Source organism: Acidovorax sp. sif1233 (assembly GCF_019218755.1).
Lineage (GTDB): Bacteria > Pseudomonadota > Gammaproteobacteria > Burkholderiales > Burkholderiaceae_C > Acidovorax.
Genome location: NZ_JAHUWZ010000002.1, coordinates 338,959 through 351,906, shown reverse-complemented (window position 1 = coordinate 351,906; position 12,948 = coordinate 338,959). Strand labels below are relative to the sequence as shown.

Sequence of the window (12,948 nt, the reverse complement as noted above, 5' to 3'; positions counted from 1 at the left end):
CGCAGGAGCCCTACCACCTGCCCCGGTTGGGCTGGCGCTTGCGTATGGCAGCGGCAATCCGTTCCGCAGAATCGGTGCGGCTCACGCGCATGGCGAAGTCCGTGGCGGTCAGGCCCAGCTGGTTCTTGAGCGTGGGGTCGGCGCCCTCGTCCAGCAAAAGCTGCACGGACTCGATGGAGCCGTAGTGCGCCGCCATCATGAGGGGGGTCGTGCCGTTGGGCGAAGCGGCATCGATGTACGCATGGTTTTCCAGCAGCAGCGCGATGATCGCCGCATGCTGGGGCGAGCCGGCGGACGCCGCGTAGTGCAGGGGCGTCCAGCCCGTCTTGTTCACATCCGCATCGCGTGCAAGAAGCGCCTTCACGGCCTCCACGTTGCCCTTGAGCGCGGCCATCATCAAGGGGCTCTCGTCCTGTGCGTTCCGTGCATCCACATTCACCTGCCGTGCGGCCAGCAGCGCAAAGAAGGCCTTGGAAGCGCCGTTTTGCAAGGCGATGGTGAGGCCCACCTGGCCTTTCGGGTCGCGCGTATCAGGGTCGAACCCCCTGCGCAGCAGCCCGGTGATGGCGCCACCGTCATCGCGCAGGATGGCGACAAAAAAATCCTCGTAGGCTCCTGCCCAGATAGCGGGAGCAGCCAGCCCCAGCGCCAGGGTCGCCAACACGTTGCGGCGATGGTGGATCATTCGGTCACTCCCTTGAACAAGGCGTCGAAGTTGCGGCTCGTGGCCTCGGCCACCGCCTCGAGCGCCAGCCCCTTGGTTTCGGCCACCTGCCTGGCCACGTAGGGTACATACGACGGGTTGTTGGTCTTGCCACGGTATGGCACGGGCGCGAGGTAGGGGCTGTCGGTTTCGATCAGGGTGCGGTCCAGCGGCACGAAGGCCACCACGTCGCGCAGTTCCTGGGCGCTCTTGAATGTGACGATGCCCGAAAAGGAGATGTAGTAGCCCAGATCGAGCGCCGCGCGCGCCACCTGCATCGATTCGGTGAAGCAGTGGAACACGCCGCCCGCGCGGTTGCCGAGGCCGTCCTCCCCCTCTTCGCGCAAGATGGAGAGCGTGTCGTCCGACGCGCTGCGGGTGTGGATGACCAGCGGCTTGCCGCACGCCCGCGCCGCGCGGATGTGGTTGCGAAAGCGCTCGCGCTGCCACTCCAGGTCGGCGATGCTGCGCCCTCCCTTGCGGTCCTCCATGCCGTAGTAGTCGAGCCCCGTCTCGCCAATGGCCACCACGCGCGGCAAGGCGGCGCGCTCCAGCAGGCCCTGCACCGTGGGCTCGGCGATGCCTTCGTTGTCCGGGTGCACGCCCACCGTGCTCCAGAAGTTGTCGTGCGCCATGGCCAGGGCATGCACGCCCTCGAACTCTTCCAGGGTGGTGCAGATGCACAAGGCCCGGTCCACCCGCGCGTCGGCCATGGCCTGGCGGATGGCGGGCAGCTGGCTCGCCAGTTCGGGAAAATTGAGATGACAGTGCGAATCAGTGAACATGCGGTTTCAAAATAATCGTGTTTGCTCGCCACGCGGGCCACCGGTGGCCACCGCAGTCCTCCGGGGTGGGCGACAACCCCGCCCGCCGCAGCCAGCAAACAAAAATGCCGACCCGCCTGGCACGGGTCGGCACGGTGTGCGGGGCCGGCTCAGATGGTCTGTGTCGGCCGGTCGGACCCCAGCGCCGTGCCGAGCAGTTCCTCGATCTTGGCCTTGAGCTGGCGCGACTTCTCGTCCTTGGGAAACTGGATGCCCACGCCCTGCGTCCGGTTGCCCGCAGCCCGCGCCGGGGTGACCCAGGCCACGCGGCCGGCCACCGGGTAGCGCTGCGTGTCGTCCGGCAGCGTCAGCAGCACATAGACATCATCACCCAGCTTGTAGTCCCGCTGGGTGGGGACAAAAATGCCCCCTTCGGCGAAAAAGGGAATGTAGGCCGCGTACAAGGCCGCCTTTTCCTTGATGGCCAGCTGCATGACGCTGGGGCGGGGGGCGGTGGATGGACTGCTCATGGATGGGTGGGTACGGCTCAGTGCTTGGAGTGTAGGGTGTTTCGCGCCTGGGCGACAAGCGCCTCCAGCATGAGGCCGGCATTGAAAGGATGGTCCGCCGTGCGTGCGGCCTTGGCCAGCGCGCGCGACCAGCGTGTCAGCGCGCCCAGCGGCGGCAGCGCCTTCGGGAGGTCCGCCGCCGCGAAGTAGCGCGGAGCGGCGCCCACGCTCGCCGCCAGCAGGTCATGGCAGAGCTTTTGCAGCGCATCGATGGCCTGCGCAGGCGCCCAGTCCCCGAGCGCGGTCACATCCCCCTTGGCGACGGCCTGGGGCAGCGCGGACCAGGCCTGCGGGCTGCGCCCCGACTGGGCCAGCGCCAGCGCATCGTCGGGCCGCCCGCCGGCGGCGCGCAGGAACGCCGTCGCGGCGGCGCCGGCAACGCCCTGCCCTTGCAGCCACTGCAGCATCTGGTCCTCGGCGGGCCAGACCATCGTGTGGCCCAGGCAGCGGCTGCGGATGGTGGGCAGCAACTGGTGCGCGGCCTCGCTGGCCAGGACGAAGCGCACATCCCCCGGCGGCTCCTCCAGGGTCTTGAGCAAGGCATTGGCCGTGATGTGGTTCATCTGCTCGGCGGGATACACCAGCACGGCCTTGCCCCGGCCACGGGCCGAGGTGCGCTGCGAGAACTCCACCGCGTCGCGCATCGCTTCCACGCGGATCTCGCGGCTGGGCTTGCGCTTCTTGTCGTCGATGTCCGCCTGGGCCTTCTCCGACAGGGGCCAGCCCAGCGCCATCATCTGCACCTCGGGCATCAGCACGCACAGGTCGGCATGGGTGCGCACGTTGACCGCATGGCAGCTGCCGCACTGGCCGCAGGCACCCTGCGCGGTCGGTGCATCGCACAGCCAGGCGCGCACCAGCTCCATGCCCAGCGCGTACTGGCCCATGCCCGACGGGCCCTGCAGCAGCCAGGCATGCCCGCGCTGGGCCAGCAGGCTGGCACGCTGTGCGGCGATCCAGGGCGCGAGGGCCGTCGCAGGGGCGTTGGCGGATTCGCTCATGCCGCCCCTCCCTGGGTGGCCACCATGATGGCCAGCCAGCCCTTGCGCACAAAGACGCTGGTGAGCTGCTGCCACACGCGGTGGCGGTCCTGCGCGGCGTCCAGCCGTGCAAACCGCTGGGGTGCGGCGGCCGCGCGGTCGGCATAGCCCTGGGCCACCCGGCGGAAGAACTCGGCCGGCTGGGCCTCGAAACGGTCGGGCACGCGGGCGCCGGCCAGGCGCTGGGCAGCCACTTCCGGCGCCAGATCGAACCACACGGTCAGATCGGGCTCACGCATCAGATCGGCCTCTGGCGAAAGACCCGTCTGCGCAAGCCGCTCCAATATCGATAGCACGCCAAGATCGAAGCCCCGGCCGGCCCCCTGGTAGGCGAAGGTGGCATCGGTGAAACGGTCGCACAGCACCACGTCGCCACGCGCGAGGGCGGGCTCGATCACATTGCGCAGGTGGTCCCGGCGCGCGGCGAAGATGAGCAGCGATTCGGTGAGCGGGTCCATCGGGTCGTTTAGGACCATCTCGCGCAGTTTTTCGGCCAGCGGCGTGCCACCGGGCTCTCGGCTCACGGTGACCGCGCGGCCCTGCGCACGGAAAGCCGCCGCCAGGCCCTCGATGTGCGAGGACTTGCCCGCGCCGTCGATGCCTTCAAAGGTAATGAAAAGACCGGGTCGTGACATGAAAGCCTTGGGTTGAATCTGCAGGGGCGCATGGCTCGGGGCGCCGCGGCCGCCCGCGCACCAGGCCGCATGCGCTACTGGCCGCGCTGGTAGCGGTTGACCGCACGGTTGTGCTCTTCCAGCGAGGCACTGAAATGGCTGGTGCCGTCGCCCTTGGCCACGAAGTACAGCGCACGCGTGGGCTCGGGCTGCACCGCCGCGAGCAGGGCGGCCTTGCCGGGCATGGCGATGGGCGTGGGAGGCAGGCCGGCCCGGGTGTAGGTGTTCCACGGCGTGTCGGCCAGCAAATCGCGCCGGCGCAGGTTGCCGTCGAACCGCTCGCCCAGGCCGTAGATGACGGTGGGGTCGGTCTGCAGCAGCATCCCGGCGCGCAGGCGGTTGGCAAAAACCCCGGCAATCTGGGCGCGGTCGCCCGGACGGCCGGTTTCCTTCTCGACGATGCTGGCCAGTATCAATGCTTCATCGGCCGACTTGAGCGGCGTGTCGGCCGCGCGCTGGGCCCAGGCGGCCTCCAGGCGGCGGTCCATGGCGTGCAGCGCCCGGCGCAGCAGGGCGATGTCGCTGGAGCCCTTGGCATAGGCGTAGGTGTCCGGAAAGAACCGCCCCTCGGGAGGCACGCCCGGGCGGCCCAGCTGGGCCATCAGCGCCTCGTCGCTCAGGTTCGCCGCGTCGGGCTTGAGCTGGTCTTCCCTGGCGAGGGCCTGGCGCACCTGGCGCCAGTTCCAGCCCTCCACCAGGGTCAGCGCGCGCAGGGTTTCCTCGCCGCGCACCAGTTTCTGCAGCAGGGCCCGCGGGGTGGTTCCGGGCGGGATTTCATAGTTGCCGGCCTTGATGGCGCGGTCCTGGCCCGAGAAGCGGAACCATGCGTAGAGCATGCGCGCATCGACCCGCGCCCCCGCGGCCACCACGTCGCGCGCAATGCCCCGGGGCGTGGTGCCGGGCTCGATGGCCAGCTCCAGGGGTTCGCTGCCCGTCACCAACGGCTGGTGCAGCCACCAGAAGGCCGCACCGCCCGAGGCGATCAGAACCAACGCAATCAAAGCCAATAGACGTCGCACAACCCTGATGAATGTGTGTGTAGAACCGGGCATCATAATTCAGCGATGACTACCCCCTTGAACGGCATAGCCCCCCTGTCCCACCTGGGCGTGATTCGCGTGGAAGGCGAAGACGCCGCCAAGTTCCTGCACGGCCAGCTCACCCAGGATTTCGCCCTGCTGGGCATGGACCAGGCCCGCCTGGCAGCGTTCCTGTCCGCCAAGGGCCGCATGCAGGCCACCTTCATCGGCTTCAAGCGCAGCGCCAGCGAGATCCTGCTGGTCTGCAGCCGCGACCTGCTGCCGCCCACGCTCAAGCGCCTGTCGATGTTCGTGCTGCGCTCCAAGGCCAGGCTGACCGACGCCACCGCCGACTTCGCCCTGTACGGCCTGGCGGGCGATGTGGTGCCCGGCGGCGGCCAGCCCGCCTGGACCAAGGCCGACGTGGGTGCCGCCTCGGTGGTCCACCTGTATCCCGCCGACGGCCGGCCGCGCGCGCTCTGGGTGGCCCCCGCGGGAGAACCCGCGCCCGCCGGTCCCGCGATGGAACCCGCCCTGTGGCTCTGGAGTGAAGTGCGCAGCGGCGTGGCAACGCTGACCACCCCGGTTGTCGAGGCCTTCGTGCCCCAGATGCTCAACTACGAGTCCGTGGGCGGCGTGAACTTCAAGAAGGGCTGCTACCCCGGGCAGGAGGTGGTGGCGCGCAGCCAGTTCCGGGGCACGCTCAAGCGCCGCACCTACATTGCCCACGCCCCGGCCGATGTGGCGGTGGGGGCCGAAGTGTTCGCCGTGCCGGACCTGGAACAGCCTTGCGGCACCGTCGTGCAGGCCGCCCCGGCACCCGGTGGCGGCACCGACGCCCTCGTGTCGCTGCAGATCGCCGCCGCGCAGGGTGGTGCCCTGCAGGTGGGCAACGTGCAGGGCGTGCCGCTGGCGCTGGCGCCCCTGCCGTACGAGCTGCTCGCGGACATCTGACGCCCGCGGGCAGGACCGGGCCGCTGCGGGATCAGGCCACGCCGCTATGCATTCAGGAGCATCCCGCGCTTGATGCGGGGCGGATCCAGATACGAATCCCCCCAGGGCCGTTTGCAGGAAGGCGCGAGGCGCTTTCTTTTTGATAGCAGAATCTACCAGCGCCGCGCCATGGCGATGTGGGCGATGCCCGCCTCTTCCCAGGGCTCGCCCACCACGGCGAACCCCGCGCGGCGGTAGAAGCCTTCCGCGCTGCGCTGGGCGTGCAGGCGCACCTCGCCGTCGCCACGGGCCCGCGCGGCGGCCACCAAGGCTTCCAGCAATTGCTGGCCCCACTGCGCGCCGCGCACGGAGCGGTCCACCGCCATGCGCCCGATGCGGCCCACGCCGGCCGCCTCCTGCAGCAGCCGCCCCGTGGCCACGGGCATGCCCAGGCGGTTGTAGAGCACGGCGTGGCGCGCGCTGGCGTCCAGGGCATCGGCCTCGATGTCCGCGGGAATGCCCTGCTCGCGCACGAAGACCGCGGTGCGCAGGCGCCCGGCATCGCGGCCCAGCGTGTTCCAGTCGCCGGTCTTGACCTCGGCCATCGCGGCGCCGGCCTCGAAGCCCTCGAAGATGGAGCGCAGGCTGTCAGGCACCGGGCGCGAAGTCTGCGTGGCCGGGTCGGCGAACACATAGACCAGCTCGCCCGAGACGAGCAGCTGGTCGCCGCTGAAGATGCCCGCCTGGAACAGGCTGGACGAATTGCCCACCCTGGCGCAGCGCAGGCCCACGTCCAGCGTGTCGTCCAGACGCGCCGACGCATGGTATTCCAGCGTGGCCTTCTTCACGTACATCTCGCCGTCCAGGGCCAGCATGCCCGCTTCATACGGCAGCGCCAGCGCCCGCCAGTAGTCGGACATCGCCGTGTCGATGTACATGAGGTAGTGTGCGTTGAACACGATTTTTTGCATGTCCACCTCGGCCCAGCGCACGCGCAGGCGGTGAAAACAGCGGAAGTCACTGCGTTGCATGGATAGATTCACTCCGTGGTTTGAAAGAACGCCTGGCGCAGCGCCCGGGCCGCATCGGCATGGGCGGTGCGCGCCTCGGGAATGGCACGGCCCATCTTGATGAATTCATGGGTCACCCCGCGGTAGATCTCCAGGTCCACGGGCACGCCGGCGAGCCGCAGCTTGTCCGCATAGTCCACGCCCTCGTCCACCAGCGGGTCGCATTCGGCCAGGCCGATCCAGGCGGGGGCCACGCCGTCCACGTCGGGGGCGTGCAGCGGGGCGAAGCGCCAGTCCTCGCGCTCGGCGCGGCTGCGCACATAGTTGCCAAAGAACCAGCTGATGGCAGGCTCTTCCAGCACTAGGCCGCGCGCGAACGTGGCATGCGAGGGCGTGTCCTGGTGGGCCGCGCAGCCCGGGTAGAACAGCAGCTGCAGCGCCAGCGGCAGGCCCGCGTCGCGCGCCAGGATGGCGTTCACGGCGGCCAGTGTTCCGCCCGCGCTGTCTCCGCCCACGGCCATGCGCGCCGGGTCGGCGCCCAGTTCGCGGGCGTGGGCAGCAAGCCATGCGAGCGCATCCCAGGCATCGTTGCTCGCGGTGGGAAACCGGTGCTCGGGCGCGAGCCGGTAGTCCAGCGACACCACCATGCAGCGGCCCAGGCGCGCCAGCTCGCGGCACAGGATGTCGTGCGTGGCGATGCTGCCGATGGTGAAGCCGCCGCCGTGGGTGTACAACAGCACTGGCAGGCCCGCTTCCGTGGTCGGTGCGTACAGCCGCGCGGGCAGCGCATGGCCGTCGCGCGCGGGGATGTGCAGGTCCTCCACCCGCGCCAGGGCCGCCTTGGGCACCTCCAGCACATCGGCGCCCGCCTGATAGGCCGTGCGTGCGTCCTGGGGCGAGCGGGTGTGCAGCGGGGGGTGCCCCGCGCGCGCCATGCGCTCAAGCACGCTGCGCATCTGGGGGGTCAGGCGGGTGTGGTGGATGTGCAGGTCGGCCAACGGTCAGGATCTCGGCAACAGGAGGAAGGCCGCGCAGGCGGGCAGCCCGCGGGTCGATTGTTTGTTTGTTGTTACTTGAAGGTCACGCGCACGGGCGCGGCGCCCGGCAGGCCGTCGTAGGTCGCTGTCACCGCCAGGCCCGCCTTGGGCGGCAGCAGCGGCGAGAACGAACCCAGGCTGATCAGGTCGCCCGGCTGCATCGCCAGCCCCTCCTGCGCGAGGGCGCCCGCGAGCCACACCACGGCATTGAGGGGATGGTCCAGGATGTCGCTGCCCTTGCCGCCGCCCAGGCGCGCACCCGCGCCGTCGGCCAGCGACACATTCATGTCGGCCAGGGCCTGCAGCATCGCGAAGCGCTCGGCCCGGTAGGCCGGCACGGGCAGCGGCGCGCCCGCGACGCCCAGCCGCGCACCCACGTTGATGGCCGTCACGCCGGCGCCATTGAGCTTGGGCGGCGCCTGCACCATGAGGTCAGGCAGTTCGATGAAGGGGATGACCTGGTCCACTGCTTCCAGCACCTCCATCGGCGTCCTGGCATGGTTGATGGCGGTGCTCTTCACCCGCACCAGCATGTCGGCTTCGTACAGCGGCCGGGCGCCGAAGGCCGCGTCCACGGTGGCGCCACTGGGCAGGACCATGCCTTCATAGAGCTTGCCCCACACGGGCTTGTCGGTGTTGAAGCGCTTTTGCACCGCGGGATTGGTAAGGCCGGCCTTGTAGCCCACGACCTTGCCCAGACGCTGCGCCAGCAACTGGTTGACCTTGGCGCGGGTGCAGGCGCCATCGGCGTCCGACAGGTCATCGGGGTTGGCGGCCGGGGTCTTCGCGGTGTAGTGGGCCACCAGCTCGGCGGCCTGGGCATCGGTCAGGCAGCCGGCCTGCGCGGATGTCGCAAACGCGACGAATGCACCGGCCAGTGCGAGCGGAATGAGGGTTTGCTTCGTGGTCATCGGTGCCTCCGGGTTGTAGAGTCTTTGCAGCAATCGTAAACGTAACTTCCACCTTCACCATGGCTTTCATCTACTACGTCACCCAGATCCAGTTCGAGTTCGGCGCGGTCAAGCTGCTGCGGCAGGAATGCGAGCGCGTCGGCATCACACGCCCCCTGCTCGTGACGGACCCCGGCGTGAAGGCCGCTGGTGTCCTGCAAAAGGCGCTGGACGCCCTGCCTGGCATGACCGTGGCGGTGTTCGACCAGACGCCCTCCAACCCCACCGAGGCCGCCGTGCGCGCCGCCGTGGCGATCTACCAGGCCGAGGGCTGCGACGGCCTGATCGCCGTGGGCGGCGGCTCGGCCATCGACTGCGCCAAGGGCATCGCGATCGCCGCGACGCACGACGGGCCGCTCACGCACTACGCCACCATCGAAGGCGGCTCGCCCCGCATCACCGAGCGCGCCGCGCCGCTGATCGCGGTGCCCACCACCAGCGGCACCGGCAGCGAGGTGGCGCGCGGCGCCATCATCATCGTGGACGACCACCGCAAGCTCGGGTTCCACTCGTGGAACCTGGTGCCCAAGACCGCCATCTGCGACCCCGAGCTCACGCTGGGCCTGCCGCCCATGCTGACCGCCGCCACGGGCATGGACGCGATCGCCCACTGCATGGAAACCTTCATGTCGGCCGCCTTCAACCCGCCGGCCGACGGCATTGCCCTGGACGGCCTCACGCGTGGCTGGGCCCACATCGAGCCGGCCACGCGCAACGGCAGCGACCGCGAGGCGCGCCTGCACATGATGAGCGCGAGCATGCAGGGCGCCATGGCCTTCCAGAAGGGACTGGGCGCCGTGCACTCGCTCAGCCACAGCCTGGGTGGCGTGAACCCGCGCCTGCACCATGGCACGCTCAACGCCATGTTCCTGCCCGCCGTGGTCCGGTTCAATGCCGGGGCCGAATCGGTGCGCAACGAAAAACGCCTGGAGCGCATGGCCCACGCCATGGGGCTGGGCGCGGCGGGCGACATCCCCGAGGCCATCCGCGACATGAACGCCCGCCTGGGCCTGCCCACGGGCCTTGCCGCCATGGGCGTGACCGAAGGCATGTTCGACGACATCATCAGGGGCGCGCTGGCCGACCATTGCCACAAGACCAACCCCCGCATCGCCACGCCCGAGGAGTACCGCGAGATCCTGAGCCAGTCGCTGTAGGGCCCGCTCCCGTCCCCCCGGCTTTTCACCAGCCCCCACCGCGCCTGCCCCGCTGGCGCGCCGCGCGGCCAGCGGGCGCGGCCCCCCCTCGCCGCGCCCGCGCGCCCGCAACGCACCCCCAGCCTTCCCCCTGGCGACGCCCGGCGGGATTGCGCTACCCTGGGTGCCGCACACCCCCTGCCCACACGCTAGACTCCGGTCGGTCAACAATTAATTAACAATTCATTACCCTGGGGTTTTGGGGGGAGGGCCACGACCGATGCGCACCGGAAATCTCAGTACCTGGCTCCTGCGGGGCACCTATCCCCGGCTGTACGTTCCGATTGTCCTGATCATCCTGCTGGTCAGCGCCGTGCGCTACCACTACCTGATGGCCGCGGAAACCGACGAAGTCCGCCGCCATGCCGCCACCGAGCTGCGCCGGGCGGGCGATGCGCTGCTGCCCGGGGTGGCGGCCCTGCCCGCTTCGGAGCACGAAGCCCAGGCCACGCTTTTGCATGAAGGGGTCGCCCGCTTCGGGCCGGGCGTCCAGTCGGTGAAATGGCAGGTGGGCGGCGGGCCCGTCATCGATGTCCAGGCGCCGCCCCTGCGCGCATCGGCCCCGGGATGGTTCGCAGAGTGGGTGCGCATCGCGCCGCCCACGCAGCAGTTCGGGCAGGCCGTGCCCGGCGGCCAGACCGGGCGGCTGACGGTGACGCTGCAATCCGCGCCCCTCGTGGGCCAGATCTGGAGCACCGTCGTGGTGCAGCTGCGCATCTCGGCGCTCAATATCTTCACGATCCTGTTCCTGCTCACGCTGCTGCTGCGGGCCAATGCGCGCATGCTGCGGCGGCTGGCCGAAGCCACGGACGCGTTCCGCCACGGCCATCTGGACACGCGCATGGAAGTGACCGGCACGCTCGAATCACGCGCCATGGCGGCCACCTTCAACGACATGGCCGGCAAGGTCCAGTCGCTCGTGCTGTCGCTGCGCGAAACCCAGCACCTGCAAAGCGAGCAGCTGCATTTCACGCGCCAGCTGATCGACGCGCTGCCCCTGCCCGTCTTCGTGCGGGACGCCAATGGCGCCTACCTGGAAGTCAACCGGGCCTGGCAACGGCTCTTTCACACGCCCGCCAGCACGGGCACGGCCCCCGCATCCCCCCCGGCGTACCCCGAAGAGCTGGCCCCCGCGCGCTCCGCGCAGATCGCGCAGGCGCAGGACAACGAGATCCGCATCCACCCCGCCAACCACCAGCCGCCCCGGGACATGGCCTACTACGAAGCCCCGTTCACCACCACCCGGGGCACACTCGCCGGCACCATCGGCACGCTGGTCGACGTGACCGAACGCAAGCGCGCGCAGGAGGCCCTGCGCGCCGAGAAGGAGCGTGCCGAGGTCACGCTCGCCTCCATCGGCGACGGCGTGATCACCACCGACCTGGCCGGCTGCATCGAGACCATCAACGAAGCCGCGCAGCTCATGACCGGCTTCACGGCGGACCAGGCCCTGGGCCGTCAGCTGGACGACGTGTTCCGGCTGTACCAGGAGCTCGCGAGCCGCAATGCCAGCTCGGCCGCGGAGCGCGAGACCGTGCCGGGCGCCCTCCACCAGGTCGCGCACGAGGTGCTGATCCACCGCTCCGGCGAGCGCTACGCCATCGAGTACACCGCGTCGGCGATCCGCAAGGGCGACGGCACGGCCGTGGGCTGCGTGCTGGTGTTCCGCGACGTGACCGAGACGCGCAACCTGCGCCACCAGATCTCGTGGCATGCCCGCCACGATGCGCTCACAGGCCTGTACAACCGGACGGCGCTGGCCGAGCGCCTCACGCACGCGATCTTCGTCGCCCGGCAGAAGGGCCTGCTGCTGGCCGTGTGCATGCTCGACCTGGACCATTTCCAGGCCGTGAACGACACCCACGGCAACCGTGTGGGCGACCGGCTGCTCAAGGAAACCGCGCGGCGCCTGGGCGCGTTCATCACGCCCCAGGACGCGGTGGCGCGCATGGGGGGCGACGAGTTCGTGCTGCTGCTGGGCGAGCTGCCGGACGTGCCCGCCATCGAGGCCCGCGTGGGCGTGCTCATGCAGCAGCTGGCCGCCCCCTACGCCATCGACGACCGCGTGCTGCACACCACCGTGAGCGTGGGCGTGGCCGTGTTCCCGCAGGACGACGCCAACCCCGACACCCTGCTGCGCCACGCCGACCAGGCCATGTGCCAGGCCAAGGGCTTCGGCCGCAACCAGATGCACCTGTTCGACGTGCAGCTGGACCATGCCGTGCAGACGCAGCACACCCGCCAGACGCGCGTGGCCCAGGCCCTGCACGGGGGCGAGCTGCTGCTGCACTACCAGCCCAAGGTGCACCTGCGCACCGGCGAGATCCTGGGGCTGGAGGCCCTGCTGCGCTGGCAGCATCCCGACCACGGCCTGCTGGGCCCGCAGCATGTGCTGCCGCTGATCGAGGACGCAGAGCTGGAGGTGGAACTGGGCGAATGGGTGCTGCGCCAGGCCCTGGCGCAGATGCGGCAATGGACCGATGCCGGCATGCAGTGGGAGGTGAGCGTGAACATCTCCGCGCCGCACTTCCACCGGCCCAACTTCGTCGAGCGGCTCAAGGACATCCTGCACACCTGCCCGGAGGTCTCGCCCACCCGCCTGGAACTGGAAATCCTGGAATCCGCGGCCCTGCAGGACATGCAGTACATGCGCCAGATGATGCAGAACTGCCAGCTGCTGGGCGTGCGCTTCGCCCTGGACGACTTCGGCACCGGTTTCTCCTCGCTGTCCTACCTCAAGCGCCTGCCGGCCGAGACCATCAAGATCGACCAGTCGTTCGTGCGCGGCATCCTGGAAGACGGCGACGACCTCACGCTCGTGGGAGCCATCGTCGCGCTCGCCACGGCCTTTCAGCGGCACGTGGTCGCGGAAGGGGTGGAGACCGCCGAGCAGGCCGCAAGGCTGCTGGAGCTGGGCTGCGAGCGTGCCCAGGGCTTTGGCATCGCCCGGCCCATGCCCGCGCACGAGGTACTGACCTGGGCACGGCAACACACGGCCCGCCACGCTGCCCGGGCCGTGCAGGATGCGGCACGGCGGCCTGCAGCGACCTGAG

Annotated in this window: 12 protein-coding genes; 3 read left to right on the top strand and 9 right to left on the bottom strand. The window is 69.8% G+C overall.

Annotated features, from left to right (window positions below):
• Positions 1-10: 10 nt before the first annotated feature.
• The 6 genes from KW843_RS09050 to mltG form a co-directional block, all read right to left on the bottom strand.
• Positions 11-685 carry an ankyrin repeat domain-containing protein gene (locus KW843_RS09050; RefSeq protein WP_218294805.1) on the bottom strand — a complete coding sequence of 225 codons (675 nt, stop codon included), beginning with the start codon at positions 683-685 and terminating at the stop codon, positions 11-13.
• A complete protein-coding gene (locus KW843_RS09045) occupies positions 682-1,488 on the bottom strand; it encodes a TatD family hydrolase (RefSeq protein ID WP_218294804.1) in 807 nt (268 codons plus the stop codon). Before KW843_RS09045 ends, KW843_RS09050 begins: the two co-directional genes overlap by 4 nt.
• A 149-nt stretch (positions 1,489-1,637) precedes the next feature.
• Positions 1,638-1,997, bottom strand: a complete 360-nt coding sequence (locus KW843_RS09040; RefSeq protein WP_015013859.1) for a PilZ domain-containing protein — start codon at positions 1,995-1,997, stop codon at positions 1,638-1,640.
• Positions 1,998-2,014: 17 nt separating this feature from the next.
• Positions 2,015-3,037: a DNA polymerase III subunit delta' gene (locus tag KW843_RS09035; protein ID WP_218294803.1), complete on the bottom strand. Its 1,023-nt coding sequence runs from the start codon at positions 3,035-3,037 to the stop codon at positions 2,015-2,017.
• Entirely contained in the window at positions 3,034-3,711 is a 678-nt protein-coding gene (gene tmk, locus KW843_RS09030) for a dTMP kinase (protein ID WP_218294802.1), read from the bottom strand. Before tmk ends, KW843_RS09035 begins: the two co-directional genes overlap by 4 nt.
• Positions 3,712-3,785: 74 nt before the next feature.
• Positions 3,786-4,769 (bottom strand): endolytic transglycosylase MltG, encoded by a 984-nt coding sequence (gene mltG, locus KW843_RS09025; protein ID WP_370628468.1) that lies wholly within the window; start codon positions 4,767-4,769, stop codon positions 3,786-3,788.
• A 45-nt stretch (positions 4,770-4,814) separates the two neighbouring features.
• Between mltG and KW843_RS09020 the strand changes: the two genes are divergently transcribed.
• On the top strand, positions 4,815-5,723 hold the full coding sequence (locus KW843_RS09020) for a folate-binding protein YgfZ (RefSeq protein WP_218294800.1): 909 nt from the start codon (positions 4,815-4,817) through the stop codon (positions 5,721-5,723).
• 152 nt (positions 5,724-5,875) lie between these two features.
• Here the strand turns inward: KW843_RS09020 and KW843_RS09015 are convergent, their stop codons facing one another.
• From KW843_RS09015 to KW843_RS09005, 3 genes are all read right to left on the bottom strand, one after another.
• Positions 5,876-6,733, bottom strand: a complete 858-nt coding sequence (locus KW843_RS09015) for a YbgC/FadM family acyl-CoA thioesterase (RefSeq protein ID WP_218294799.1) — start codon at positions 6,731-6,733, stop codon at positions 5,876-5,878.
• 8 nt (positions 6,734-6,741) lie between these two features.
• On the bottom strand, positions 6,742-7,668 hold the full coding sequence (locus KW843_RS09010) for an alpha/beta hydrolase (RefSeq protein ID WP_255594693.1): 927 nt from the start codon (positions 7,666-7,668) through the stop codon (positions 6,742-6,744).
• Between the two features lie 113 nt (positions 7,669-7,781).
• The gene (locus KW843_RS09005) at positions 7,782-8,660 is read right to left on the bottom strand and encodes a 2-keto-4-pentenoate hydratase (protein ID WP_218294797.1); all 879 of its coding nucleotides are present in this window, start codon (positions 8,658-8,660) and stop codon (positions 7,782-7,784) included.
• 59 nt (positions 8,661-8,719) lie between these two features.
• Here KW843_RS09005 and KW843_RS09000 point away from each other — a divergent pair, with 59 nt between their 5' ends.
• Both KW843_RS09000 and KW843_RS08995 read left to right on the top strand, forming a co-directional pair.
• Positions 8,720-9,856, top strand: a complete 1,137-nt coding sequence (locus KW843_RS09000) for an iron-containing alcohol dehydrogenase (RefSeq protein ID WP_218294796.1) — start codon at positions 8,720-8,722, stop codon at positions 9,854-9,856.
• 259 nt (positions 9,857-10,115) lie between these two features.
• Entirely contained in the window at positions 10,116-12,947 is a 2,832-nt protein-coding gene (locus tag KW843_RS08995; RefSeq protein ID WP_218294795.1) for an EAL domain-containing protein, read from the top strand.
• Position 12,948 lies beyond the last annotated feature (1 nt).